This is a genomic window from Mycolicibacterium sp. lyk4-40-TYG-92 (assembly GCF_030209435.1).
In the GTDB taxonomy this organism is placed as follows: domain Bacteria; phylum Actinomycetota; class Actinomycetes; order Mycobacteriales; family Mycobacteriaceae; genus Mycobacterium.
Map to the genome: position 1 here is coordinate 72500 of NZ_JARVRX010000008.1, position 25359 is coordinate 97858.

Consider the following 25359-nt stretch of genomic DNA (forward strand, 5'->3'; position numbering starts at 1 on the left):
AGCTTCAGGTCTGGACATGGTTGCGGGTGAGCCGAGCGAGGTAGAGCTGATGCACCATGTCGCGGTTGATCAGCACCACGAAATCGGCCATGTCGAATTCCGGGTCGTACGACGGTTCCCCACAGATCACGCCGCCGATCCGCAGGCTGCCGGCCACCATCGGCGGAATCCGCACCCGACCTGGATCGGGCAGGTCGACGAGCGGTATTCCGTTGACCTGCACCGGGTTTCGTGGTGTTACGTGAAACTCCGGCGGCGCCGGGTGCTGCCGGTACGCGCGGTCGAGAACGCCACGCACCAGCGCACCGCGCGAACCGCCGTCTGCCATGCGCACCGACAGACTGCCGATCGCCCACTGGTAACCGGTCAGTTCCTGATAGCGCAGAATGCCGGCCCACAGCATCGCCATGACCGCGCCGCTGCGATGGTCGGGATGCACGCTGGCACGGCCCAACTCGACCAGCGACGGCCGCAACGCATCGATGCCGGCACTCATCTCGAAGTTGGTGTCTGTGAAGATGCCGCCGGCCGCCCGGGCACCGTCCGGGGGCAGCAGCCGGTAGCACCCGACGATCGCCCCGGTCTGTTCGTCCCGGGCCAACAGGTGGTCGCTGTACGCGTCGAAGCGGTCGACATCGATCATCTCGCCGGTGCGCGGTCCGCGAATCGCCTGCGGGAGTGCGGCACCCAGCTCTTCGGCGAACGTCTGATACCGCAGTCGCTGCGCTGCTTCGATCTCATCGGGGTCGTCGGAGATGACGATGCTGTAGCGGCCGGAATCGGTCGCTGGGATGAGAACAGCAGCGCCGACCATAAGGTCTGAAAGTATCCGCATCAAGGCGCGGCGGTAGCAACTTCGGCTAATCCACAGACTCGGCACAGTTTGTTTGCCGGGCACCCACCCGGATGAGCAGCGCCACGATCAGCGTGGCCGTGGTGGCAGCCAGCGCGGCGGCCGTCAACGCGGATTCCATGCCGGCCGCGCCGGCTTCCCGCGCGAGCGTCACAACTGCGGGACGCAGCCGGTCGGGCACGACCTCGAGCGCTCGCAACCCGGCGCCGGCGGCCAGCCCGTCACTGAGCTGCCGGGCCGCTTCGGTCCCCAGGCCCGGTACTGCGGAAAGCCGCGAGGTCGCAAGGTCGCCCGCGTGCCGGCTGAACAACGCACCGAGCCCGGCGACGCCGGCCAGGATGCCGATCTGGCGGGCCGCGCTGACGGTTCCCGTGGCCATGCCGGCGTCGGACACCGGCACGAAGCGCAGCGCGGCGTCAGAGGTCAGCGCGGACAGCCCGCCGAGCCCCAGCCCGGCCACGACCGATCCCGAGATGAAGTGTGTCCAGGTCGTGTTCGCGTTTACTGCGGTCATCATCCACATGCCCACGGCAATCAACGCGACTCCGGCGGGAATGGTCGCCACCACCGGGATGCGCCGCGCCGCCAGCATTGCTGTGGGGGCACCGACGACGATGGCCAACGTGAGCGGCAACGCCCGCAGCCCGGCGCCGAAAGGGGTGAATCCCAACGTGTTCATGAAATACAACGCGAGGTAATTGGTCGACGCGATCAGCGTTCCGGTGGCGGCGAATGCAGCCAGGGAGACGCCGGCGAAACCGGGGCCGGCGAGCAGCCGCACGTCGAGCATCGGCTCGCGCAGACGCGACTCGCGCCGGCCGAAGACGGTCAGTGCGACCACACAGAATGCGCTCAGCCCCAACATGATCGGGCTGCCCCAGCCGAACCGGTTTCCCTCGATCAGCACGTACACACCCGCGAACAGCGCTGCCGTCAACACCACCGTGCCCCCGACGTCGACGGGGCGGGACTCTGCGACGACGCTTTCCGGGACGGCGAAGATGACGATGTACAGCGCGAGCACCCCGACCGGCAGATTGATCAGGAAGATCGACGGCCACCCGTACGCGGTGACCAGCGCACCACCCAGCAGCGGCCCCACGGCACCGCCGCCCCCCATCGCCGCGCCGTACGCGGCGATGGCGCCCGCCCGCTGTCGCGCATCGGGGAAAGCCGCCGCGAGCATCGGCAGCGACACCCCGAGAAGCACCGCACCGGCCGAGCCCTGCACCGCCCGCAGTCCGTTGAGCACGTCGATGTTGTGGGCCAGCGCGCATCCGGCCGAGGCGAACATGAACGCCACCAGGCCGCCGAGGTACAACCGCCGCCGTCCCAGCCGGTCCCCCACCGTCGCTGCGGTCAGCAACAAACCCGCCATCGGGAGGGCGTAGGCGTCGACCACCCACTGCAGCCCCGACAGGGGCGCGTGCAGGGAAGCCTGGATGTCGGCCAGCGCCGCGGCGACGATCGTCATGTCGAGCAGCAGCATGAACACCACCACGCAGACCGCGGTCAAGGTCAGTCTGGCGCTCACACCTGCAGTTTGCACCGGCGGGCAGGTCCCGCGCGTCCGTAAGGTCGAACACATGACGAGAGATTTCCGGTTCGGCGTCGGCCTGCGGCACACCGACAGTAAGTCAGCGGTCCACGACGCGGCGCGCCGCGCCGAGGACCTCGGCTATGACGTCCTCCTGGTGCCCGACCATCTGGGCGCTCCGGCCCCGTTTCCCGTGCTGGCGACCGCCGCTGCCGCGACCAGCACGCTGCACCTCGGCACGTTCGTGTTCAACGCATGCTTCTACAAGCCCGCGCTGCTGGCCCGCGACATCGCGGCCATGCGCGACCTGACCGAGGGGCGTTTCGAGACGGGCCTCGGCGCCGGGTACGTCAAGGAAGAATTCGACGCCGCCGAGCTGCCGTTCCCCAGCGCCGGGAAACGGGTGGAGTACACCGCGCACGTCACCTCGTATCTGCGCACCCACCTGCCCGACGTGCCGGTGATGATCGCCGGTGCCGGTAACAAGCTGCTGACGGTCGCCGCCCAGCAGGCACAGATCATCGGGTTGACCGGCGGCGGCCCGCGTACCGACGAGCATGATCCCCTCGCCGAGCGAATCTCGTTCGTGCGCAACGCCGCCGGTGACCGATTCGACGAATTGGAGCTGAACCTGGCCATCACCGCGGTGCCGACCGACGACTCCGGCATCCCGAACCTGTCGATGACCCGGCACTTCCAGCCAGAGCTCAGCGACGCCGAATTGATGGCGACGCCCGGTGTGCTCAGCGGCAGCACCACCGACATGGCCGCCCGGATCCGTGAGCTACGGGATCGCTATGGGGTGAGTTACTTCATTGTCCAGCAGCAGCATTCGGAGGCCTTCGCGAAGGTCATCGCAGAACTGCGCTGACAGCGCGAGCCGGGCTCGGCTGCGCCATGGGCTCGTAAACGGCCAACTGCAGCACGGCGTTCAGGATGAGCTGCGCGATGCCGTCCCACGGCGTGGCCTGCACGGGCTGAGTGGAAGCGAACGGCAATGCCACCGCGGTGGCCGGACCGGCTTTGGTGTCGATCGTGATGGTCTGCCGCGGCGCCCCGTAAATTCCGGTCTGGGTACCGGCGAACATGTCGTTGATCCAGCCGATGGCGAGGGTCTTCTCCGCTGCGATGTTGGGCGACCGTGAGAAGCCGGCCACGACGTATTCGGCGAATTGCAGCACGGGGTTCGCGCCCTGCAGTCCATCGATGTGCCGGCCCCCGACCAGCATGACCCCGTTGAACTGCCCGGGCCGGGCCGTTTCGAGTTCCCGCCCGACCAGGCCGTCGATGTTCCACACGTACGGTTCAGATGAAATGTCGTATATCGGGCGGTAATCGGCGCCGCTCAGCTTCTGCAGCGCGGCGGGTACGACACCGTTGAGATCGACCGAGTCCATCAGCACCACTCCCTGCAGATTCGCGGCCGCGCCGTTGCCCACCATGCGGCCGGCGGCCGAAGTGACCAGCGCGCCGCCGAGCGAATGGCCGACCAGGACGAACTTCGTGGGCAGCGTGACCTGGTATCCGGCTGCGGCGCCGGCACTTTCGGTCAGCGCCGAGCGGTCACCGGCGAACAGGTCGGCCACCGCCTGCTGGTCTGCCGAACCGCCGATCCACCGCGCCTTGGAGTCAAACGCGTTGGAGGACAACGTCGGAGCCACCACGATGCTATTGGTGCCCTGCGCCAGCGCGGCCAGCGTGTAGCTGTACATCGGGGCGACGGCCATGAAGCCGTGCTGGAAGTAGATCATCCGGGTCGCCGTATCCGCGTGCTCCGGGAAATACCAGTTCGCCTGGACCTTCTGCCCGGTGTCCGGCATGGTCAGGCTCGACACCTTGACCGTGACCGTGCTGCCCCGCGGCAGCACGGGCGGACCGGCGAACGCGAGCATAGCGCCGCCGACCACGTTGAACACGAACGATCCGATGACGTTGATCAGGCTGGGCCGTGCGGTTTTGACGGCCGTGGTCGTGGTGCCGGCGGTTGTGGCGCTGGTGGTCGTGGCTGCGACGGCTGCCGTCTTGACCACGGTGCTCGGCTGCGACGCCGTCGTCGTGGCCGCTGCCACGGCGGCGCCGGCCGGAGCCTGGGACTGCTTGGGCGGCACCGGGTTCGGAATCTTCACTGGCGGCGGTGCCGACTTGAGCCGAGCCGTCTGCGCCCGAACCGCTTGCTCCGGGCTGCTCGGTCGGGCTGTCGTGTCCTTCTCAGGTCCGCTTTTGTCGGGCCCGGTGGCGTCTGTGGCGTCTTTGGCCTTCTTGGTGCGCGGCGCATGGCCGGCGGACTTACGCCCCTGCCGATCGGTCGCGGCGTTCGACTTCCCGGTCTGCGAGGCCGTCGTCTGTGATGGCGTCGTTTGTGATGCGGTGTGCGACGCGCCATGTGGGGCGGCAGAAGCGTCGTCGGCCCACGCCGGCGCAATCGGCAGCCACAGCGCCAGACATCCCGAAGCCAGCAACACCCAAACCGCTCTGGACCACCCCGTCATCAACCGCACGCTAGCCCGCAGCTCGGCGCACGGGAGGTAAATGAACAAAATAGTTCTGTTGTTTCATTATGTCTGGCGCACCTGCGGCATACTGGTGAACCCATCGCTCTCATCCCCCGGCAGGACAGTCAAGTGTCAGCACCGCAGCGCAGGTCCCGAGGGCGCCCGGTCGGCGGCGGTAACAACACCGAGCAGGCCCGGCAGGTGTTGCTCGACGCCGCGGAGCAGTTCTTCATCGATGGCGGCAGCGGGAACTTCACCATGGAGGTCATCGCCGCCGAGGCGGGCTACTCACGCAGCGCGATCTACCGGCAGTTCGCCAACCGGCAAGAACTCATCGGAGCGTTGGTGCAACGCACCACCCAACGGCACATGCTGGCGATGCTGCAGCAGGTGGCCGCCGACGCGACAGCGGTCGATCTGCTGATCGACAGCCTGGTCATCGTCGCGACTCAGCTGGTGCACGATCCACTGCTGCAGACCATCGCCGCCCAGACCCCCGACGGCACCGTCGCCACCCTCATCGCCAACGATGACTCGCTGACCCGCATGGTCCAGTCGATGGTCGAAGGCTTGCTCGCCGACAGCACGTCAGGTCAGTTCCGGCCCGGCCTGCATCCGCATGACCTTGCGCAGTTCATCATTTCGACGGCACTGAGCCTGCTGTTGGACGTGGTGCCCGGCAGCAGCGATCCGGCGGTGGCGCGGAGCTACCTCGAGACCTTTGTGTTGCCGGCGATCGTCGACCGGCCGCCACCGCCGACGCGCGTGTTTCCGGAGTAGCGCACACGGGTAGCCAACCCCGGTGCTCAAGGAACTACAAGGCCGCCGGATCGCCATCCTCGCCGCCGACGGGGTCGAGAGGGTCGAACTCGATGAACCGCGCGCCGCGGTCGAGGAGGCCGGCGGCGCCGTCGAGGTGTTGTCGATCAAGGCCGGCGAAATCCAGGCCCGCAATCATGACCTCGAGCCGGCGGGCAGCATTGCGGTGGACCGCACCGTCGGCGAAGTGAGAGTCGACGCGTTCGACGCGCTGATCCTGCCCGGCGGCACGGTGAACCCCGACAAGCTGCGGGTCGACGCGACCGCAGTGGCGTTCGTGGGCGACTTCGTGCGCTCCGGCAAGCCCGTCGCCGCGATCTGTCACGGACCGTGGACCCTTGTCGAGGCCGATGTCGTCCGCGACCGCAAGGTGACCAGTTATCCGAGTGTCCGCACCGATCTGCGTAACGCCGGAGCCACCGTCGTCGATGAAGCAGTGTGTATCGACGGCAATCTCATCACCAGCCGTTCGCCCGCCGATCTACCGGCGTTCTGCGAGGCCATCACCGAGGCATTGGCGAGCAGTCCGGCACAGACCTGACATCGGCCGGACCATGGCAACCATGACCACTCATCCGCCTGCCGATGTAGCGGACGCGGCACCCAGCATTCGGCAGCGCAACTTCGTCTTCCTGGCCGTCGTGCTCGGGATGCTGCTGGCCGCGCTCGACCAGACCATCGTGGCGACAGCGCTGCCGACGGTCGTCGCCGACCTGGGCGGCGCCGGCCACCAGTCCTGGGTCGTCACCAGTTACCTGCTCGCCTCGACGATCGTGACCGCGGTGGTCGGCAAGCTCGGTGACATCTTCGGACGCAAGAAGGTCTTCCAGGTCGCCATCCTGCTGTTCCTGGCCGGCTCGGTCCTGTGTGGACTCTCGGAATCGATGGGCATGCTCGTCGCGTCGCGGGCGCTGCAGGGCCTCGGTGGTGGCGCGATCACCGTCACGGCCGTCGCGGTGATCGGCGAGGTCATCCCGCTGCGTGAGAGAGGCAAGTACCAAGGCGCTCTGGGCGCGGTGTTCGGCGTCACAACCGTCGTGGGCCCGCTGCTCGGCGGGCTGTTCACCGACCACCTGGGGTGGCGGTGGGCGTTCTGGATCAACGTGCCGGTGGCGGTGGTGGTCATCGGGATTGCGGCAGTGGCCATTCCCGAACTGGCGCGCGCCGGGCGCCCCATCGTCGACTATGCGGGCATCGTCCTGGTCGGACTCGGCGCTGCCGGCCTGACGCTGGCGACCAGCTGGGGTGGCACCACCTATGCCTGGGGTTCGGCGACGATCATCGGGTTGTTCGTCGCTTCGGCGCTGGCACTCGTCGGCTTCGTCATGGTGGAACGCCGTGCGCCCGAACCGATTCTGCCGATCCGCTTGTTCGCGAACCCGGTCTTCACGGTGTGCTGTGTGCTGTCGTTCGTCGTCGGGTTCGCGATGCTCGGTGCGCTGACGTTCCTGCCGACCTATATGCAGTTCGTCGACGGTGTCTCGGCAACCGCGTCCGGGCTGCGCACGCTGCCGATGGTGGCCGGCCTGCTCGTCACCTCACTGGGCAGCGGCGCGATCGTCGGCCGCACGGGGCAATACCGGATTTTCCCGATCGCCGGCACCGCCATCATGGCGCTGGGCTTCGTGCTGCTGTCACGGATGGACGCCGGTACCTCGACGCTCACCCAATCACTGTTCCTGCTGATCCTCGGTACCGGGATCGGGCTCAGCATGCAGGTGCTGATCCTGGTGGTGCAGAACACCGTCGACTTTTCCGATCTCGGGGTGGCCACCTCCGGCGTGACGTTCTTCCGAACCATCGGAAGTTCCTTCGGCGCCGCGATTTTCGGCTCGATGTTCGCGAACTTCCTGGGCGACCGTATTCCGTCGGCGATGCGAGCCAGCGGCGCACCGCCCGAGGCGGCGACGTCTCCGAAAGTGCTGCACGGCCTGCCGCACGACATCGCCGCCCCGATCATCAGCGCCTACGCCGATTCCCTGAGCCACGTGTTCCTGCTGGCGGCGCCCGTCGCGGTCGTCGGCTTCGTCCTGGCGCTGTTCCTCAAGCAGGTGCCGCTGCGCGACGCTGCCGCCAGCGGCAGCACCGACATGGGCGAGGGTTTCGGTATGCCGACCACCGAGTCGCCGGAGAAACTCATCGAAGTCGCCGTCGGCCGGTTATTGCAGCGCAGCAACGGCATTGACCTCGAGGCGGTGGCCCGCGCCTCGAACAGCCGACTGGGGACCGCGCAACTGTGGGCCCTGATGCTGATCTACCGGTACGCCGCAGTGACCGGGGCCGCGGACCTGCTCGACATCGCCGACGACCGGCGGGTGCCGCCACAGGTCCTCGAACCGATCTTCGATCGTCTGGTCGCCACCGGATTCACGACGCGCTCCGGAACCGAATTCTCGCTGACCCCGGCCGGTTCCGCCGAGGTGGGGGCGGCCCGCAACGTGATATCGAGCTGGATCACCGAGACCCTCACGCAGTCGGACGAATTCCAGGGTGTGCCCGAGCGCATCCATGTGCAGAGCGCGTTCGACCGCATCGCCAGCGGCCTGCTCGTGGAGCGGGAGTCGGCTCGGCGCCAGAGCCCACCGACGAAACTCGGTCCACCACATCGGTTTGTCGCCGAGCAACCCACCACCCGGATGCGCGCGGCGCGGCCGGAAGAGCCCCCGACGCGACCGTTCCGCCCCCACGCCACGCTTCCGCGCGGCTGACACGGTGGCCGGGACGGCCCTGTTTGCGGCTGGACCGTCCCGGCGGTGCCAATGCGGACCGACCGGACGCCCGGATCTGTGGAACCGGAGAGAAGCGACGGCGATGTCGGAGCAACTCCAGCGGACGTCGAGATCGGAATCCACCTGACGGTGGCTGAATACCCGTTCCCGCGTTTTGAAACACGCAATGTGGATGAGAGACAGCAAAAGCCGGGTGGATTGAGATTCGGGATCGCGGGTATATGACGACCGGTGCCGGGAGCCGTGGGCGAGCCACCACTGGCGGACCCGCGGCTCCCGGCAGCGAAACACAGAGGAGGACATCCCATGAAACTTTCAACTCGAATCACGGGCCTGATCCCAGCGCTGGCCGCGGTACCGGTGTGCCTGAGCGTCATCGCGCCCACGACGGCCCTCGCAGAGACTGACTGCACCCCGGAATCGGTTGCGAATACCGTCAGTTCGGCCACCGGCGCGGCCAGCAATTACCTGACTGCGCATCCTGATGCCAATCAGGTTGTGGTGGCGGCATATTCGCAGCCGCGGCCAGTGGCATCGGCCAATCTCCGGGCATATTTCACGGCCCACCCCCAGCAGTATCAGGACCTGCGCGGCATCCTGGCGCCGATCGGTGACACTCAGCAGCGGTGCAACATGACGGTGCTGTCACCCGAATTGGCGACCGCCTACACCGAATTCATGGCCGGCTGAGCATGGCGATGACCGGACCTCCGCAAGGCTGCCACCAGACGTCGTTGTGGTTGGCCGACCGCGAGATGTCGCCGGCCACGCCACCGGCGCCGGAGTCGACAGACTTGGCGTCGCCCGCCGACGTCGTCGTGATCGGCGCCGGCATCACCGGGCTGACCACCGCCGTGCTGCTGGCCCGGGCGGGCAAGAACGTCACGGTCGTCGAGGCACGGCACGTGGGCGCGGGCACGACCGGAAACACCACCGGCAAGCTGAGCGTGTTGCAGGGCAGCAAGCTGGCACGCATCGCCGCAAAGCACAACGCGGACATCCTGCGCGACTACGTCCGCGGCAACGCCGAGGGACGTGACTGGCTGGTGCGGCATTGCGAGAACCATGCGATCCCGTGGCAGTCCGAACCCGACCATGCCTACGCCCAGACGTTCTCCGGCATCGCAACCGCGCGCGACACGCTCAGCGCCTGCCGGGAAGCAGGATTGACGCAGGCCGAGTGGATCGACACCGCCGACGTTCCGTTTCCGTTCCACGGCGGCGTCCGGCTACGTGATCAGGCACAGCTCGATCCGATGCCCCTGCTGAACAGCCTGGCGGTCGAATTCGAAACCCACGGCGGCACACTGCTACAGGGCGTCCGCGCGGTGTCGGTCGCCGACGACGGACTGGTGCGCGTGGCGTTGCAGGCGACACACCCCACCGTCAATGATGACGGGTCCCACATGTCGGTCACCGCGCACCGGTGCATCCTGGCGACGGGGACGCCGATCCTGGACCGCGGCGGATTCTTCGCGCGGTTGACCGCGAAACGCTCCTACTGCATGGCATTTGACGTCGCTCGTGAGGCGACGGGCGGCATGTTCATCTCGGTCGACTCACCCACCCGGTCGATGCGCTACGCGCCATCGGCGAGCGGCGAGAAACTCGTGGTCGGTGGTGCCGGCCATCCGGTGGGGCGTGGCCACTCGCCCGCCCATGGCGTGACCGAGCTCGCCAAGTGGGCGGCACTGCACTATCCGGGAGCCCATCCGACCCACTTCTGGTCGGCGCAGGACTATTCGCCCGTCGATGAGTTGCCGTACGTCGGCCCACTGCTTCCAGGCTATGAAAAAATCCGGGTGGCAACGGGTTTCGACAAGTGGGGCCTGACCAACGGCGTTGCGGCGGCGCTCGCCCTCTCGGCGCAGCTGCTCGGCGGCCATATCGAATGGGCTCGCGCGTTCTCCAGTTGGAGTCCGCACGAACTACGTGGGGTGACTGCCGCACTGCGCGCGAACCTCGAGGTCGGCCTGAATCTCGCCAAAGGCTGGATCACTCCGATCTCCGCGTCGCCGAACAGGCTCACCGAAGGCGCCGGTGTGGTCAGCGGCCCCCCGTGGCAGTTACGTGCCGACAGCCTGATCGACGGCGAACAACGCACCGTGTCGGCGATCTGCCCGCACCTGGGCGGCGTGGTGCGGTGGAATGACGCCGATCGGTCCTGGGAGTGCCCGCTCCACGGTTCGCGGTTCGCCCCTGACGGGCGGCTTCTGGAGGGGCCCGCCACTCGAGGGCTCGCGGAGAAATCCCGACACTGTTGACCGCTGGTCAGTCGGTCGTCACTTCGACCGGTTGCGCCGGTCGGCAGCCCTGCGCAGCGCGCTGTTGTCATCCTCCAATTCGAGGATTCTGCTGATTCCCGCGATGTTGACGCCCGAGGCGACCAGCGCGACGATCCGCTCGATCCGGGCCACGTCGTCTGCGCTGTAGCGGCGGGTGCCGCCGTCGGTGCGCGCCGGCGTGAGAAGCCCGTGTCGCTCCCACAACCGCAGTGATTGCGTTGGCGCACCGGAAAGTTCAGCAGCCACCGTAATCCCGTACACCGCATGATCAGATGCCGGACCCGCGGCAGCGGGTCCTGCGCTCGGCGGCACCAGCCGGCGATCTGCATCGTTCATGAGATTTCCTGTTCCACTACTTGCATTGAATCATGTCTCGGTGCTATATAGAAATCTATGTCGAATGACATAGATAAGCTACCTTGAGCCACAGAGGTAGTAAATGGCGGAACGATACGGGCGTCAGCCGTAGGAACGCTTGGAGCACAACAGATGTCAGGAGAGAAGCAGGAATTGCACCTCGCGTACATCGAGCGCATCAGCGTGGCTCATCAGGCGCTGCGCGCCGCCCAGAGTGAACTGCGCGAGGCCGTCGAGGCGGCACATGCCGCCGGTCACACCTGGGACGTCATCGCGACAGCGCTGAGCACCACCGCACCTGCCGCGACCGACGCGTTCGACGACGTCCCCAGTATCGATGCCGTCGTTCAATCAGTTCTCGGGATTGACAAGGACACCGGCCCATCGGACGGCGAAAAGGCGTCGGTGGCCGGTCTGCAGTGACAGCGGGCCACCGGCCGATCAACCCGTGTGATGCAACGATGTCGCCTCGAGTTTGTGGACGAAGTCGCTGATATCCGCCGCAGTTGCGACGTCGACGGTTTCCCAACCGACCGCGACATCATGCGCGGCGCGCAGCAGTGCGGGCCCCTCGTCGATGAGGAGCCGACTCAGCCCAAGCGCAGCACAGGTTTTCAGCGCCGGCGCCAGGACCCACCGAGCTTTTTCATCCTGCCCCGCCGCCGCCAGACACCGGGCATATTGAAGACTGGCCTGCAGATGCGCCCGTGGTCGCTGCGGCTTGTCGATATGGTCGAGCCGGACCCGGGCCCGTTCGCACGCCGAAGCCGATGCCGCCGCCTCCCCGTCGAGCAGTAGCAGCCTGATTTGCGCGTCTTCCCTGAATTCCGCTGTCAGATTGCCGCTTTCATCGAGACCCTGCACGCCGTGCGCCATGACGCGGCGCACCAGCGCCTTGTCGATCTCCGTCCCGGATAGGGCCGCGACACGGATGCGTGTCAGCGTCAGTCCCGCCTCCAACCGGGGCAATCCCAGGGCCCGGGCGTGCCCGATACCCTCCGACAGCCGGAGCTCAGCACCGGCTGCGTCGCCGTGGGCACTCTTCACGTACGCACCCGCGCGGTAGGTCGCGAGCATCACGTCCACGATGCCGCCCTCGGCCCCGAGGGTGTACGCGTCGTCGAGCAGAACCTCCGCCTCCTCGAGTTGCCCACGCTCGTAGAGCAATTCACCCAGCAGCGCCCCGGCGAGTTTGGCGATGTACGTCGGGCGCCCGGACGGCAGCAGGGCGATCCTGATCGCATGACGCAGATGCGCCTCGGCGCCGGCGACATCAAGCTGCTCGTTGGCGGCCAGGGCGGCGATGAGGTAGCCGTAGCCGACGGTCATCGACCCCGCGATGGACCGACGATATTTGTGCCCCCACCGGTGCCAGCGCAGTGCCGCATCGAAGTTGAACTTGCGCAGCTCGACGTAGGAGAGGGTGTACGCCGCGCGGCACAGCACGAACGGCGCCAGGGTGTCTGTGCGGGCCACGCACGCCTGCGCCGCGGTCTCGGTGAACGCATCGATGTGGTCGGCATGCCCGGCCATCACCACCCGCAGCAGGTCCAATTCACAACGGACATCGTCGATTTCGTCGTCGCTCAGCAGGTCGACGTTGTCCTCGGCCAATTGCAGCGCATCGGCCACGGCGGCGGGCCGGCGGAGAATGACGTTGGCCCACGCCAGATTGGTCTGCAGCCGCGGCCGCTCCTCGGCCAAATTCGGGGGTAATTTGGCCGCCAGACCGAGCAGCGTCATGAGTTCGCATTGTTCGAGGAGATCCGCGGACACCTGCTCGACGGCGTCGACGGCTTGCTCGTCGTCACCCGCAGCCAGCCAATGATCGACGGCATCGTTGTACATCCGGTGCTTCATGAACCATTGGGCAGCCGTTCGGTTCAACTCCACGACGCGGTCTTCGTCGTCGCGTATCAACCGGTGCCGCAGGTAGTCCGCGAACAGATTGGCGTACCGGAACCACGTCCCCTCCGGGTCGGTGCGCCGCAGGAACAGATCCCGCCGCTCGATGTCCTCGAGGATTTCGCGGCCGCGCGGGCGGCCCGTCAGCGCCGTCGCCAGGCCGCTGCAGATCTGTTTCGTGATGCACGTCGCCGACAGGAACTCGACGAGCTCCGGCTCCAGGCTGTCCAGCACGTTGGACGTCAGATAGTCGCCGATGACCTTGTCCGAGCCGGAGAGCCGACCGACGAGGGCGCCGGCGTCACAGCCGTCCCGCAGGCTCAGCGAGGCGAGTTGCAGTGCGGCCGGCCAGCCGTCGGTCGACTCTTCGAGGTCGGCCACGACGGCCCCGGAAAGCTCCAGTCCGCACCGGTCGACCAGGAGCGTCCGGGCCTCTCCGAGATCGAACCGCAGCTGCGACGCGTCGATCTCGACCAGTTCGCCCTGCACACCCAAAGTGCCCACCGGCAGGCCGGTGCCGGTCCGGCTGGCCACGATCACATGCAGGTGGTGGCAACCCTTCTCGAGCAGATAAGCCAACGTGTCCACGCTGTCGGCGCTGGTGACCCGGTGCCACTCGTCAAGCAGCAGGGCCAACGTCTGCTTGCGGGAGTGCAGCCAGTCGATCAACACGTTGGGCACCTGCCGCAGTGCGGAGTCCGGCCGTTCATCGAATTCCTGCTGCAACGAATCCGCCAGCTCGGGCAATGCGACACGCACCGCCTCGATCAGGTGCGCCACGAACCAGAGGGCATTGTTGTCGTCGGCATCGACGGTCAGCCAGGCCGCCGGGAGGCCGGCACGGAACAGAGTCTCGCCCCACTGCGCCGCCAACACGGTCTTGCCGTAACCGGCCGGCCCGTGGATGAGCACCAGCTTCGGCCGGCGCCCGGAGCCGAGACGGTCCAGGATGCGGCGGCGCGGCACCGGCGGGCGGCTGAACGTCGGCGGCCGAAACCTGGCCGGCGAACTGGGCGGATAGGTCGACCGTCCCGAACCGTCGGTGCGCAGTCCGATCCCTCCGGTGGAGCGTCCACCGGTGTCCGGCGACGATTCCACCCCGTCGTACTCGACTTCCGGCAGCTCCAGTGGGACGTCCGCGACGTTCAGTCCGATGCGCGCCCCCGCCGCCCGCAACAGCTCGCCGAACTCCGCGGCCGTTGCGGGGCGCTGCGCCGGGTCGACGTTCAGCCCCTGCTCGAGCGCGGCGCAGACGGGGTCGGCGACCCCGTGCGCGCGAAGGTCGGGCACCGGTCCGGCGAGGACCCGCCGGGCGAACGCGATGGGGTTCTCCCCCTTCTGGAACTGAAACGGGGGCTCCCCCTTGATCAACGTGAAGACGGTCGCGGCCAGCCCGTAGGTGTCCACGGCAGCCGTCGGTATCGCGCCCTCGAACAACTCCGGCGCGGTGTACGACGGTGATCCGACGAACACGTTCATGGTGGCTTCGCGCCCGCCCGCGATACGGGCGATGCCGAAGTCGCACAGCTGCGGCTCCCCGTACGCCGAGAGAAGTACGTTGGGCGGCTTGACATCTCGGTGCAGCACGCCGGCGCGGTGCGCGGTCTCCAGCGCCCCGGCCAGCCGGACCCCGACCGTCAACGCCGCACCGACGGCCAGCGGGCCGTGCTGCCGGATCCACGCCGACAACGTGTTCCGGCCGAGGTACGGCATGACGATGAACGGGCGCCCCGTGAACGTCAGCCCGCTGTGCAGCACCGGCACGATGTTCGGATGCCCTGACACCCGGCCCATGGCCCGCTGCTCACGCTCGAAGTTCTCGAGATCGACGTCGTCCGAGTCGGCGTTGAGTACCTTGACGGCGACGACCCGGTCCAGCGACGGTTGGCGGCACCGGTAGACGACGCCGAACCCACCGCGCCCGACGGGCTCGGCGCCGTAGAAGCCCTCAGCCTCGAGCTCCGCGACGATGCCGGTCGCGACGCCACGTTGCGTTTCGTCGGGTTCTGACACGTCGGAGGCCTTCGGTTCGGTTGCTGTCGTCACCATCAATTGTCGGCGCGGCAGGCCGGATTGGGGGCCACCCACGGAAATTGAGGGCCCTTTGTTTCTTCCGGACAACGATTCGGGGCGAGATCGGCAAAACATTGTCTCGGCGGTACCTGGGTCGCCGCGCGGCCGCGCCGTACCGTTCTGGTATCAGCTTCCCCGTTGAGAAACGCCAAATATCAACGGATCAAATACATTTCACAAACCTCGGGAGTACTGCCATGTTCGAACCCACCTTCATCATCGACGCCGTCGTCCTCTTCTCCATCGGCCTGTGGCCGCTGCTACTGGTCGTCGCCGCCGCCGGTGTCCGCTGGTTCAACGCCCGCCGCAGCGCCGCCGCTGCCGCCGTCCACTCGGTCGCGCTGCCGCACGTCAGCGCGCCGGCACGCGCGCGCACCCTGGCCTACGCCGGCCAGTGACAAATTGACGATTCAGTCAGTTGCGGGGTCCCGCCCGCATTCTCAGATGGGCGTGTCCGCAAGGTCATAGAGTCGGGCCATGGCCCGCAGTCACGACACCGGTGTGCTCCCCGCCGACACCGCCGCCATGATCGTGGATCGGTTGAGCGACAAACTGCCGGCCATGTCCCAGTCTCTGCTGGAGATGCTGGTCCAGGAGCGCGCGGAAATGGCCGGCGACGGCGAACTCAAGGCACTGCTATACGACGCGGTGCAGGGCAATCTCGAAGCGTTCTTCCCCGCGATCCGCCATGGGATTCCGATCGATCGCATCGAGCCACCCACCGCGGCGCTCGAGCATGCGCGCCGGCTGGCACAGCGCGGCACCAGCGTCGACGAATTGGTTCGGGCCTACCGGCTCGGCCACCACGGCGTCCTCAAGGTGATCCTCGACGAGGTCCGGGCAGCGCACCTCGACTCCGAGCTCGGACTGCAGGTCTTCGAAGAGATCGCCGCCAGCTCATTCACCTACATCGACCGGGTGTCGCACCAGGTCGTCAACGCCTATCAAGCCGAACGCGACCGCTGGCTGAACAGCCAGAACCAGATGCGCGCACTGCGGGTACGCGAGGTTCTCGACGGCGGTGACCTCGACATCGACGAGACCACCGACCTCATCCGTTACCCCCTGCACCGGGTGCATCTCGCGCTCATCGTCTGGTGCGCCGAGCAGGCCGAGGGCGATGAACTGGCCGACATGGAGCGGTTCGTCGCAGATCTAGCGGCTGTTCTGGGTGCTCGCGAGCGCCCCTTGTTCGTCGCATCGGATCGGACGACCGGGTGGGCGTGGATTCCGTTACCTGCCGGCACCGACGATCCGGTGGGCCAGATCCGGGAGTTCGTCCGGTCACGCCCTGACGCGCCATGGGTGACCACGGGCACCGCGCTGGATGGGCTCTCCGGATTCCGTCGGTCACACCGTCAGGCCGTCGCCGCCCGGACGGTCACGATGGCACCGAGCGCGCCACCGCGGCCGGTCACCGCCGCCGATGAACCGGGACTCATCGTCGCAGCGCAGTTCAGCTCCGATCTGGACAACGCTCGCTCCTGGGTTTGCCACGTCCTCGGTCCGCTGGCGACCGACAGCGACAGCGACGAACGGCTCCGGGAGACTCTCCGCGGGTTTCTGCGCAACAGCTCCAGCTTCAAATCCAGCGCCGACGAGCTGCACCTGCACGTCAACTCGGTGAAGTACCGCGTGCAGCGCGCCATCGAGCGGCGCGGCAAACCGATCGACACCGACCGCATCGATGTGGAAGTCGCTCTGCTGCTTTGCCATTGGTTCGGCACCGCCGTGCTCGCTCCTTAACGCAACCTGTGGATTCCGGCAAAGTCCATACACCACGCGCGTCGACAAGGGACGCTGTGGGGAGAACCAGCAGTGCCACAGGGTGCTGCCGCCAACCGAGGAGCGCCTGGTGTACGCACGCTCAACCACGTTTCAGGCCGAGCCGGCGTCGATCGATGCCGGCATTGCGTACATGCGCGACACCGTGCTGCCGGCTCTGGAGGAGCTGGGGGCGGCCGGGATGTCGCTGATGGTGGACCGCCGACTTGGACGGTGTATCGCCACCAGCGCCTGGGAGTCCGAGGCGGTCATGCACCTGACGGCGCACGCCGCGCGGCCCCTCGGAGAACGCGCCGCGGAGCTGCTGAACGGCACCCGCAAGGAGATCAACGAGTGGGAGGTCACGGCGCTGCACCGCGACCACCGTTCGCCGGAAGGTGCCTGCCTCCGGGTCGCGTGGTTCTCGGTCGAACCGCATCAGGCGGACCTGCTCACCGACTTCTACCGCACGCTGGTGCTGCCGTCGTTGGAGAAACTCGAGGGGTTCTGCAGTGCCAGTCTCCTGCTCGACAAGCCGTCCGGACGCGCTGTGTCATCGGTGACGTTCGACAACGCCACCGCGCTGGACAACAACCGCGAACAGGCCAGCGCGCTACGGACCGAGAAGCTTTCCCAATTGGGCGGCAGCCTGATCGAGATCTGTGAATTCGAGCTGGCCATCGCTCACTTGAGGGTGCCCGAGCTGGTCTGATCGATCGCGCGATAGACCATCTGCTCGTATTCGTTGAAGACCCGGTTGAAGTCCTTGCGGGTCACCGGTGATCGCCACTGTTGCAAACCCACGAGCAGGGTGATGCCCATGATGGCGAGGGTCTCGGCGTGCCGGCGGGTTCCGACGGCCGGTCGGTACAGCTCCGTCAGAATTTCCACGCGCCGGGCATCGACGGCCTTTTGCGCTTGTGCGACTTGCGGATTCGCGTGCGCCCAGCCGCGGATGGCGGCCTCGGCATCATGCGGCAGTTTCCCGGCGAGGGTTTTCAAGAGATGGACTCGCGCCGTCAGATCGCTTGGCACTTTGGACAATTCGGCGAGCCGTTCGGTCTGGGTCTGCTCCCAGAACGCGAGGAACTCCGTGACGAATCCGTCCATGCTGCCGAAGTAGCCGTAGAACGATCCCGAGGTGACGTTGAGTGACTTGCACAGCGGGGCGATCTTCAGGCTGGCCGCGCCGCCGGAGGCCAGGAGCTCCATCGCGGCGTTGAAGTAGTCGTCGCGCGTCACCGACAGCCGCAATTGTCACACCTTCCGTTTGCCCCGGCATATTGTAATGGAACCTATGTTTGGTGTGCCCTGACCATGGTTTCGAACTGCGCGAAGAGGCTGTCGCGCGCCGCCCCCGCGGTCTCGGCATACAGATGCTGGTAGCCGATGAGCAGTGCCATGGCGACGTCGGACAGCACGCCGCTGCGCTCCGCCGGCACGATCCTGCACAAGATCGCCGCCAGGGCCGCCCGCCGTTCCCTGTCGAGCCGGTGCTGCAGCCGGGCTGCGGCGCCCCGCCGCGATGCCCAGGCTCGCAGCGCCGTCTCGGCGTCGTGCGGGACGACGTCCAGCAGCTCACGCAGTCGAGCGATGAGCATCTCAGGCGCATCGTCGGAGTCGGCGAGTTCGAGCAGACGGCGATTGGGCTGGGACAACCGGGTGGTCAGGAGCCGGGCGACGTAGTCGTCCAGGCCGGTGAAGTACCCGTAGAACGAGCCGGTGGTGACGCCCAGTGCAGCACAGAGAGTGCCGACCTTGATGCTGCCCGGCCCCTGGGTCACCAGAAGGTCCACGCCGGCGTCGAAGTAGTCTTCGACGCCCACGATGCGTCTCATCGACGTCAGCCGGTCGGTGCCGCGGCGTACCGCTGCACCAGCGTCCGCTTGACCAGCTTTCCGGTCGGGGTGCGGGGCAGGCTCTCGACAAAGTCGACGGTCTTGGGTGCCTTGAACGCGGCGACCTTCGTGCGGGCATGGGCGATGAGTTGCTCACCGAGCTCCCCGCTGGGCTCGACGCCATCGCGCAGTTGGACAACGGCTTTGACCAGCTGGCCCATGGCCGGGTCGGGGACTCCGATGACGGCCACGTCGAACACCGCGGGGTGCATGCTCAGGGCGTCCTCGACTTCCTGCGGATAGATGTTGACGCCACCGGAGATGATCATGAACGACTTGCGGTCCGTCAGAAAGAGATAACCGTCGGCGTCCACGTACCCGATATCGCCGACCGTGGTCCAGGTGCCGTGGTCCGGGTGTTCGGCTTCCTTGGTCTTGGCAGGGTCATTGTGGTACTCGAACGGCCGGATGTCCCGCTCGAAGTACACCAATCCTGCTTCGCCGGTGGGTAGTTCGGCGCCGTCGTCGCCGCAGATGTGTACCGGCCCCAGCATGCTGCGGCCCACCGAGCCCCGCTTGGTCAACCACTCCTGCGAGTTGATGACGGTGAACCCACAGGCCTCCGTCGAGGAGTAGTACTCGACCAGAATCGGTCCCCACCAGTCGATCATCGCCTGCTTCACATCCGGCGGGCACGGCGCGGCGGCGTGAATGGCGATCCGCAGACTCGACACGTCATAGGCGGCCCGCGCTTCCTCGGGTAGTTGGAGCATCCGCACGAACATGGTCGGTACGACCTGGACGGCGGTGGCACGGTACTGCTCGATCGCGGCCAGAGTGGTTTCTGCCTTGAACCTTTCGAGCACCACGACGGTGCCACCGAGTGCCTGGACGGCGCCACACCAGCGCAGCGGCGCGGCGTGATAGATCGGCGCCGGTGACAGATACACGTCGTCGGCGGTGATGCCGAACGCCGAACCCAACAATCCGGTGATGGGGTCGCCCGGCTCGTCGACCTGAATCGGCAGCAGCGGCGGCTTGATCCCCTTCGGCCGGCCGGTCGTGCCCGACGAGTAGAGCATGTCACTGCCGCGCGGCTGGTCGGCCAGGGTTCGGTCTCCAGCGGAGGCCAAAAGGTCTGCATACGAATCGAATCCATTCAGGGACCCGTCGAAGCTGAAGGCATGCTCGACGCCCGGCGCCAGGGCCCGCACCTCCTCGGCCAGTTCCCCGAGCCCGCCTGAGGCGAGCAGGACCCTGGCGCCGCAGTCGTTCACGATGTAGGCGACCTCGTCGGCAGTGAGGTGGAAGTTCACCGCGGTCAGGTACAGACCTGACCGCACTGCCGCCCAGTAGATGGTGAAGCACTCGGCGGCATTGTCGCTGAGCATCGCGATGACGTCGCCCTTGACCAGCCCGAGGTCAGCCAGCGCGACCGCGAGTTGCCTTGAGCTGTCGTCGAGTTCGCGGTAGGTCAGCTTCCGTCCGGAGCCGGCCATGATCACCGCGGGTTTGCCGGGTGTGGACAGGGCGTGGGTTCCCGGGAACATGTCAGCTCTCCCGCCGTCCGGGGCTGAAGGTCACCGGCATCGAGGTCAGCTCATTGGAGAAGCTCGACACCAGCCGCGCCACCGGTCCGGAGATCTCCATGTCCGGGATGCGCCGCACGAGCTCTTCGAACAGCACCCGCAGTTCCAGCCGGGCCAGCTGGTTACCCAGGCAGAAGTGCGGCCCGCCGCCACCGAAGGCTTGGTGCGGCATCTTCCCGCGCGACACGTCGAAGGTCTCCGGGTTCGCGTTCTTCTCCGGATCCCGCGAGCCGGCGCCATACCACATGGCAACGCGCTCACCTTCTTTCAGTGCGTGCCCACCCACGACGGTGTCGGCGGTCACGGTACGGGTGAAGTACACGACGGGGCTGACCCAGCGCAGCATCTCCTCGACGGCCCCGGGAATGAGTTCGGGATCGTCGATCAGCTTCTGCCGTTCGGCGGGGTTCTCCATGAGTGCCCGCATGCCGCCGGATGCGGTATTGCGGGTGGTGTCGTTGCCGGCGAACATCAGGATCGCGAAGAAGAACGTGACCTCCTGTTCGGACAAGCTCTCCCCGTTGACCTCGGCGGCCAGCAGCCGGGACAGCAGATCGGGTCCCGGGTTGGCCTTGCGCTCGGCGGTGAGCGCCGTCAGGTAACCGCCGATCTCCATCAGCGCGCCCAACCCCATCTGCGCGTCGCCGGTGGCGGCTGCCCGCGAGAGCTGGTTGGTCCACTCGAATAGCTGGCGGCGGTCGTCCTGCACCACGCCGAGCAAGTCGGCGATCACGATGAGCGGCAGTTCGACGGCGATGTCCTCGACGAAATCGCATGCGCCCTTTTCGATCACGTTGTCGATGAGCGTCGTGACCGTCGCCCGGACCTCTGCTTCCATCTGGCGGATCATCCGCGGCGTGAACACGGCCTGCACCACGCCGCGCTGATGGGTGTGCCGCGGCGGGTCCATGCCGAGAATCACTTCGCGCAACACCTCAACCGGTGTCGCGCCCATCGTGGCGGTGAAGAACACTCCTCCGCGCGCCGAGGAGAACAGCTCGGGATTGCCGCTGATGGTCGCGATGTCATCGAATTTGGTGAAGGACCAGAAGCCCGGTTCGTCCGCGTTCGTGAGGGCATTCCAGTGCGGGCCGGGCTCTTTGCGCATGCGGGCGAACAACTCGTACGGCGGGCCGTCCTGAAAGTACGACAGGTCGCTGAGGTCGACGGTGGCGAGGTCGACGGTGGCCAGGTCGATGTCGGTGAAGCTCTCGGTGGTCATGGTGGACTCCTTTGTCTACTTGTGGGCGGTGCGGGTGTTCAGAGGTCGAGAACCAATTTCTCGGAGCGGGAGTGAGAAATGCAGGGCAGGATGACATTTCCCGAAGCACGCTCGGTTTCGGTGAGAAGCGAGTCACGGTGGTCGGGGGTACCTTCCAGCACGGTGGTCCGGCAGGTGCCGCAGACACCCTCGCCGCACGACGACATGATCTCGATGCCGGCGTCTTCCAGTGCGTCGAGCATCGGCACACCTTCGGACACCTCGACGGTGACGCCCGACTGCCGGCAGATCACCTGATAGGTGTCCAACGCCGCAGCCAGGGTTTCCTCCGACGGGACCTTGGCCGCGAACCGCTCGACGCGCAGGCTGCCTTCAGGCCAATGGGCGCAGTGCTTTTCGACGGCCTCGAGCAGCGGCTCCGGTCCACAGGTGTAGATCACCGTGTCGTCCGATGGTTCCGCCAGTGCGGCGGCGAGGTCGAAAAAGCCGCCGCGCTCGTCGTCGGCCCAGATGGTGACGCGCGCACCATGAGCGTCGGTCAATTCCTGGTGGAACGCCATCGTCGACCGGGTACGGCCGAGGTAGATCATGCTCCACGCCAGGCCCGCGCGCTCCGCGCTTTCGGCCATGGCCTTCATCGGGGTGATGCCGATGCCGCCGGCGATGAACAGGTACCTCGGTGCGTCGACGAGTGCAAAGTTGTTGCGAGGACCGCGAACCCGGACGGTTGTGCCCTCGTGCAAGTGTTCATGGACGTGCCGCGAGCCGCCGCGAGTGTTCGGGTCGAGCAGGACCCCGACACGCCAGGTGCCGGCGTCCTGCGGGTCGCCGCACAGCGAGTACTGACGAACCAGGCCGTCCTCGAGGAGCAGGTCGATGTGGGCCCCGGGCTCCCATGCCGGCAGCTCGGCCCCGGTCGGGTCGACGAGGTCGAGTGCCACCACGCCGTCCGCGGCGGTCTCGCGGCGCCGCACCACCAGCTCGGTGGTGAACTCGTGAACTACAGACATCAGTTGGAACTCCTTTCCGCATGGGCCAAGGTGGTCAGCTCTTCCAGTTCGCGGCGGAAATCGGTAATCAGCTCCCAGGCATCCGGCAAAGCCTTTGCGTCGCCGACGATTCCGATGTCGAGACCGTCCTGGTAGCTGACCACGGTGATGTTGAGGGCGAAGCCGTCGAACACGAGGCTTCCGGGGAATGTCGCCCGCAGCGGCGCACCCGAGGAAGTCATCGCGGTGGGCGAGCCCGGGACGTTCGAGATGACCATATTGATCGGCGGCCTGGCGAATCGCGACGACGCAATCTCCATCAGGCCGCGAGCGGCGATGCCGAATATCGGTACTGGGATCGGATCATTCACATCACTGAGCAACGTGTCCGGCGCCGCACTCGTCCGCCGTTTGGCGTCCGTCATGGTCTGGTGCGCAAACGTCAGGCGGTCAACAGGTTTCGCCAGATGCGTCGGCACCGGCGCGATGATGGAGCTGATCGCGTTGCCGAAGCGGTCCGGCGCATCGGCCGACCGCTTCGAGACCGGGATATATGCCACTAGCGGATCGGCGGGAAGGTCTCCGGTCGCGATCAGCCTGCGCCGCAGCGCACCTCCGCACAAGGCGATCACGACGTCGTTGACGGTGATTCCGTAATGCGCCTTGAGCGCTTTGATGTCATCGAAAGGAACCGTCCCGAAGGCCACCGTCCGCGCGCCGGAAAGTTTCACGTTGAACCGTGTGCGCGGCGCCTTCAGTGGCGTCGCATCACCGTCGCGGCGCACAACCTGAGCCAGGGTGCGCACTCCCGGCAGCGCGCGGACGGCCGGGACCTGGTCCAGATGCGCCAGGGTCCGCGGGGCCGCAAGTAGGGCACGTGCGCCCCGGACAGGTAGTGCGGCAAGCCCACGAACAGCCAGGCCCACGGGATTCGGCTCGGCTTCAACTCGAGCGGGCGCGGCCCCGCTGGGTTGAGAGCGATCAGTGTCGAGAATCGCGGCGAGGACTTCACTTGCCGCAATCCCATCGGCGACAGCGTGATGCAGCGTGATGACCACCGCGGTACGACCCGGTAGTCCGTGGATCACGTCCAACCGCCACAGCGGCTTGTCCCGATCCAGCCGCTTCGACAGGATGCCGGCCACTGCCTGCCCCAGCTTTTCGTCGTCGGCCGGGGCCGGCAGCGTCGACTCGAAGATGTGGTCGCTCAGCTCGACCTCGGTCTGGACGAACACCGGATGGTCAAGCGACAGCGGAACGGTCACCACCTTCCAGTGCAACGGCGGCAGCTCATCAAGGCACGCCGACACACGCTTGCGCATCGTCGCGGCGGTGATGGTGGTGCTGTCCTCGGTCTCGAAAATAGCCAGCCCGCTGTAGTGCCCGCCGAAGTTGTCGTGTTCGGCCGCTAGAAACTGGGCGTCCAGGCTCGAAAGGCGCCGCATCAGAATATCTTTCGCATCAGCTTGACGGCGAGGCGGGAGTACGGCGGGTAGAACAGCTTCGGATCCGGGCTGCTGCTCTTGGCCAGTACCGCGCGACGGTGGCTCAGCGCTTCGAAACCCCAGCGGCCGTGGTACGCACCCATGCCACTGGCGCCGACACCACCGAACGGCAGTTGCGAGACCAGCACATGCATCGCGACGTGATTGACCACCGCGCCCCCGGACGGGACGGCGTCGATGACGGTCTGCGCGAGCTCCGTCGACTCGGTGAACACATACAGCGCCAACGGTTTCGGCCCGGCATTGACGTACCGGATCGCCGCGTCGACCGAGTCGACCGCGACCACCGGCAGGATGGGACCGAAGATTTCCTGGGTCATGACGGGATCGTCGGCCGCAGGGTTGACGATGACGGTGGGCTCCATGAGCAGCGCCGGCCGATCCGAACGGCCGCCGGCCACCACGGTGCCGGTGGTGGAGCTGATCAGCTCGGCCAGCCGGTCGAATTGGCGGCCGTTGACGATCCGCTGCGATCTGATCTTCTCGCCCGATCGGAAGCGGTCGAGATTCTCGACGATCTTGGCGACCAGTTCGTCGGCGATCGCCCGGTGTGCGAGAACATAATCCGGGGCGATGCAGGTCTGGCCCGAGTTGAGGAGCTTGACCCACGCGATCCGCCGGGCGGCGACATCGATGTCTGCGTCCACCGACACGATGACCGGGCTCTTGCCGCCGAGCTCCAGGGTCACCGGAGTCAACGTCGGCGCAGCGCCCGCCATGATCTTCTTCCCGACCTCGGTGCCGCCGGTGAACAGCGCATGGTCGAAGCCCTGGGTCAGCAGCTCCTGGGTCGTCGTGCCGTCGCCTTCCACCACGCGGACCGCCTCTGGGTCGAGGTACTGCGGCAGCAGCCGGGCCAGCAGCGCCGACGTTTCCGGCGCGAGTTCGGACGGCTTCATCACCGCGCAGTTGCCGGCGGCGACCGCGGCCACCAGCGGCGCCACGCTCAGATAGAACGGATAGTTCCACGCGCCGATCACCAGCACCACGCCGAGCGGGTCGTACTGCACCCAGCCCCGGGCCGGCCATTGGCTCAGCGGGAGTCCGACACGCTTGCGGCGCATCCACTTGTGAAGGTGCTTGCGCGCATAGGCCGCCTCGGTCCTCGTGGGGGCGACATCCGCCAGCCAGGCGTCGACCGCGGGCCGCCCGAGGTCTTTCGCAAGGGCCTCGACGATCTCCGACTCGCGTTCGTCGCACAGCCGCTCGATGCCGCGCAGCTGTTCGATCCGCCACGACAGTTCGCGCGTGCGACCGGTCGCGAAGACCGAGCGCAAGTCGGCCACCACCGCGGTCTCCTGCTGCGCCGTTGAACTCATCATCTGCTTCACGATTGAAACATAACTTACGTTATATCTGAGCGTCAAGACTTCTTGCGGATGAAATGTATGTTGATCTACAT

The 25359-nt window shown here is 66.8% G+C and carries 22 protein-coding genes; 10 read left to right on the plus strand and 12 right to left on the minus strand.

Features of this window, described 5'->3' with window-relative positions; translation table 11 throughout:
* Positions 1–4 precede the first annotated feature (4 nt).
* Positions 5–814 (minus strand): GNAT family N-acetyltransferase, encoded by an 810-nt coding sequence (locus QRN63_RS14360; RefSeq protein WP_267315689.1) that lies wholly within the window; start codon positions 812–814, stop codon positions 5–7.
* Positions 815–860: 46 nt separating this feature from the next.
* Positions 861–2375, minus strand: coding sequence for an MFS transporter (locus QRN63_RS14365; RefSeq protein ID WP_350224446.1), 1515 nt, complete (start codon positions 2373–2375; stop codon positions 861–863).
* Between the two features lie 64 nt (positions 2376–2439).
* On the opposite strand from QRN63_RS14365, the gene QRN63_RS14370 reads away from it, so the two are divergent.
* Entirely contained in the window at positions 2440–3261 is an 822-nt protein-coding gene (locus QRN63_RS14370) for an LLM class F420-dependent oxidoreductase (protein ID WP_285031421.1), read from the plus strand.
* Here the strand turns inward: QRN63_RS14370 and QRN63_RS14375 are convergent.
* Positions 3242–4879: an alpha/beta fold hydrolase gene (locus QRN63_RS14375; protein WP_285031422.1), complete on the minus strand. Its 1638-nt coding sequence runs from the start codon at positions 4877–4879 to the stop codon at positions 3242–3244. The two genes, QRN63_RS14370 and QRN63_RS14375, sit on opposite strands and share 20 nt — an antisense overlap.
* A gap of 132 nt (positions 4880–5011) precedes the next feature.
* On the opposite strand from QRN63_RS14375, the gene QRN63_RS14380 reads away from it, so the two are divergent.
* The 5 genes from QRN63_RS14380 (at position 5012) to QRN63_RS14400 (ending at position 10694) form a co-directional block, all read left to right on the plus strand.
* Complete coding sequence (locus QRN63_RS14380; RefSeq protein ID WP_285031423.1) at positions 5012–5662, plus strand: TetR/AcrR family transcriptional regulator; 651 nt, start codon at positions 5012–5014, stop codon at positions 5660–5662.
* A 22-nt stretch (positions 5663–5684) separates the two neighbouring features.
* Entirely contained in the window at positions 5685–6242 is a 558-nt protein-coding gene (locus QRN63_RS14385) for a type 1 glutamine amidotransferase domain-containing protein (protein ID WP_285031424.1), read from the plus strand.
* Between the two features lie 22 nt (positions 6243–6264).
* Entirely contained in the window at positions 6265–8409 is a 2145-nt protein-coding gene (locus QRN63_RS14390; RefSeq protein WP_285031425.1) for an MDR family MFS transporter, read from the plus strand.
* A 327-nt stretch (positions 8410–8736) separates the two neighbouring features.
* Entirely contained in the window at positions 8737–9120 is a 384-nt protein-coding gene (locus QRN63_RS14395) for a heme-binding protein (RefSeq protein WP_285031426.1), read from the plus strand.
* A gap of 2 nt (positions 9121–9122) precedes the next feature.
* Positions 9123–10694, plus strand: coding sequence for an FAD-dependent oxidoreductase (locus tag QRN63_RS14400; protein WP_285031427.1), 1572 nt, complete (start codon positions 9123–9125; stop codon positions 10692–10694).
* 18 nt (positions 10695–10712) lie between these two features.
* On the opposite strand, the gene QRN63_RS14405 is transcribed toward QRN63_RS14400, so the two are convergent.
* Entirely contained in the window at positions 10713–11051 is a 339-nt protein-coding gene (locus QRN63_RS14405; RefSeq protein ID WP_285031428.1) for a MerR family transcriptional regulator, read from the minus strand.
* A gap of 153 nt (positions 11052–11204) precedes the next feature.
* On the opposite strand from QRN63_RS14405, the gene QRN63_RS14410 reads away from it, so the two are divergent.
* On the plus strand, positions 11205–11495 hold the full coding sequence (locus QRN63_RS14410; protein WP_285031429.1) for a hypothetical protein: 291 nt from the start codon (positions 11205–11207) through the stop codon (positions 11493–11495).
* Positions 11496–11513: 18 nt separating this feature from the next.
* Here the strand turns inward: QRN63_RS14410 and QRN63_RS14415 are convergent, their stop codons facing one another.
* Complete coding sequence (locus QRN63_RS14415; RefSeq protein ID WP_285031430.1) at positions 11514–14990, minus strand: serine/threonine-protein kinase; 3477 nt, start codon at positions 14988–14990, stop codon at positions 11514–11516.
* A 257-nt stretch (positions 14991–15247) separates the two neighbouring features.
* Between QRN63_RS14415 and QRN63_RS14420 the strand changes: the two genes are divergently transcribed.
* The 3 genes from QRN63_RS14420 to QRN63_RS14430 all read left to right on the plus strand — a co-directional run bounded on the left by QRN63_RS14420 (position 15248) and on the right by QRN63_RS14430 (position 17526).
* The gene (locus QRN63_RS14420) at positions 15248–15448 is read left to right on the plus strand and encodes a hypothetical protein (RefSeq protein ID WP_267315697.1); all 201 of its coding nucleotides are present in this window, start codon (positions 15248–15250) and stop codon (positions 15446–15448) included.
* Positions 15449–15527: 79 nt separating this feature from the next.
* Entirely contained in the window at positions 15528–16796 is a 1269-nt protein-coding gene (locus QRN63_RS14425; protein WP_285031431.1) for a PucR family transcriptional regulator, read from the plus strand.
* A gap of 109 nt (positions 16797–16905) precedes the next feature.
* Positions 16906–17526, plus strand: a complete 621-nt coding sequence (locus QRN63_RS14430; RefSeq protein WP_267315699.1) for a hypothetical protein — start codon at positions 16906–16908, stop codon at positions 17524–17526.
* Here the strand turns inward: QRN63_RS14430 and QRN63_RS14435 are convergent.
* The 7 genes from QRN63_RS14435 to QRN63_RS14465 are packed head-to-tail and all read right to left on the minus strand — an operon-like array spanning position 17499 to position 25279.
* Positions 17499–18068 carry a TetR/AcrR family transcriptional regulator gene (locus QRN63_RS14435; protein WP_285031432.1) on the minus strand — a complete coding sequence of 190 codons (570 nt, stop codon included), beginning with the start codon at positions 18066–18068 and terminating at the stop codon, positions 17499–17501. The two genes, QRN63_RS14430 and QRN63_RS14435, sit on opposite strands and share 28 nt — an antisense overlap.
* A gap of 41 nt (positions 18069–18109) precedes the next feature.
* Positions 18110–18652 carry a TetR/AcrR family transcriptional regulator gene (locus tag QRN63_RS14440; protein ID WP_285031433.1) on the minus strand — a complete coding sequence of 181 codons (543 nt, stop codon included), beginning with the start codon at positions 18650–18652 and terminating at the stop codon, positions 18110–18112.
* Between the two features lie 5 nt (positions 18653–18657).
* Positions 18658–20202, minus strand: a complete 1545-nt coding sequence (locus QRN63_RS14445; protein WP_285031434.1) for an acyl-CoA synthetase — start codon at positions 20200–20202, stop codon at positions 18658–18660.
* Position 20203: 1 nt separating this feature from the next.
* A complete protein-coding gene (locus tag QRN63_RS14450; RefSeq protein ID WP_285031435.1) occupies positions 20204–21463 on the minus strand; it encodes a cytochrome P450 in 1260 nt (419 codons plus the stop codon).
* A 38-nt stretch (positions 21464–21501) separates the two neighbouring features.
* Complete coding sequence (locus QRN63_RS14455) at positions 21502–22473, minus strand: PDR/VanB family oxidoreductase (protein WP_285031436.1); 972 nt, start codon at positions 22471–22473, stop codon at positions 21502–21504.
* On the minus strand, positions 22473–23897 hold the full coding sequence (locus QRN63_RS14460; RefSeq protein ID WP_285031437.1) for a wax ester/triacylglycerol synthase family O-acyltransferase: 1425 nt from the start codon (positions 23895–23897) through the stop codon (positions 22473–22475). Before QRN63_RS14460 ends, QRN63_RS14455 begins: the two co-directional genes overlap by 1 nt.
* Positions 23897–25279, minus strand: a complete 1383-nt coding sequence (locus QRN63_RS14465; RefSeq protein ID WP_285031449.1) for an aldehyde dehydrogenase family protein — start codon at positions 25277–25279, stop codon at positions 23897–23899. Before QRN63_RS14465 ends, QRN63_RS14460 begins: the two co-directional genes overlap by 1 nt.
* Positions 25280–25359: the final 80 nt, after the last annotated feature.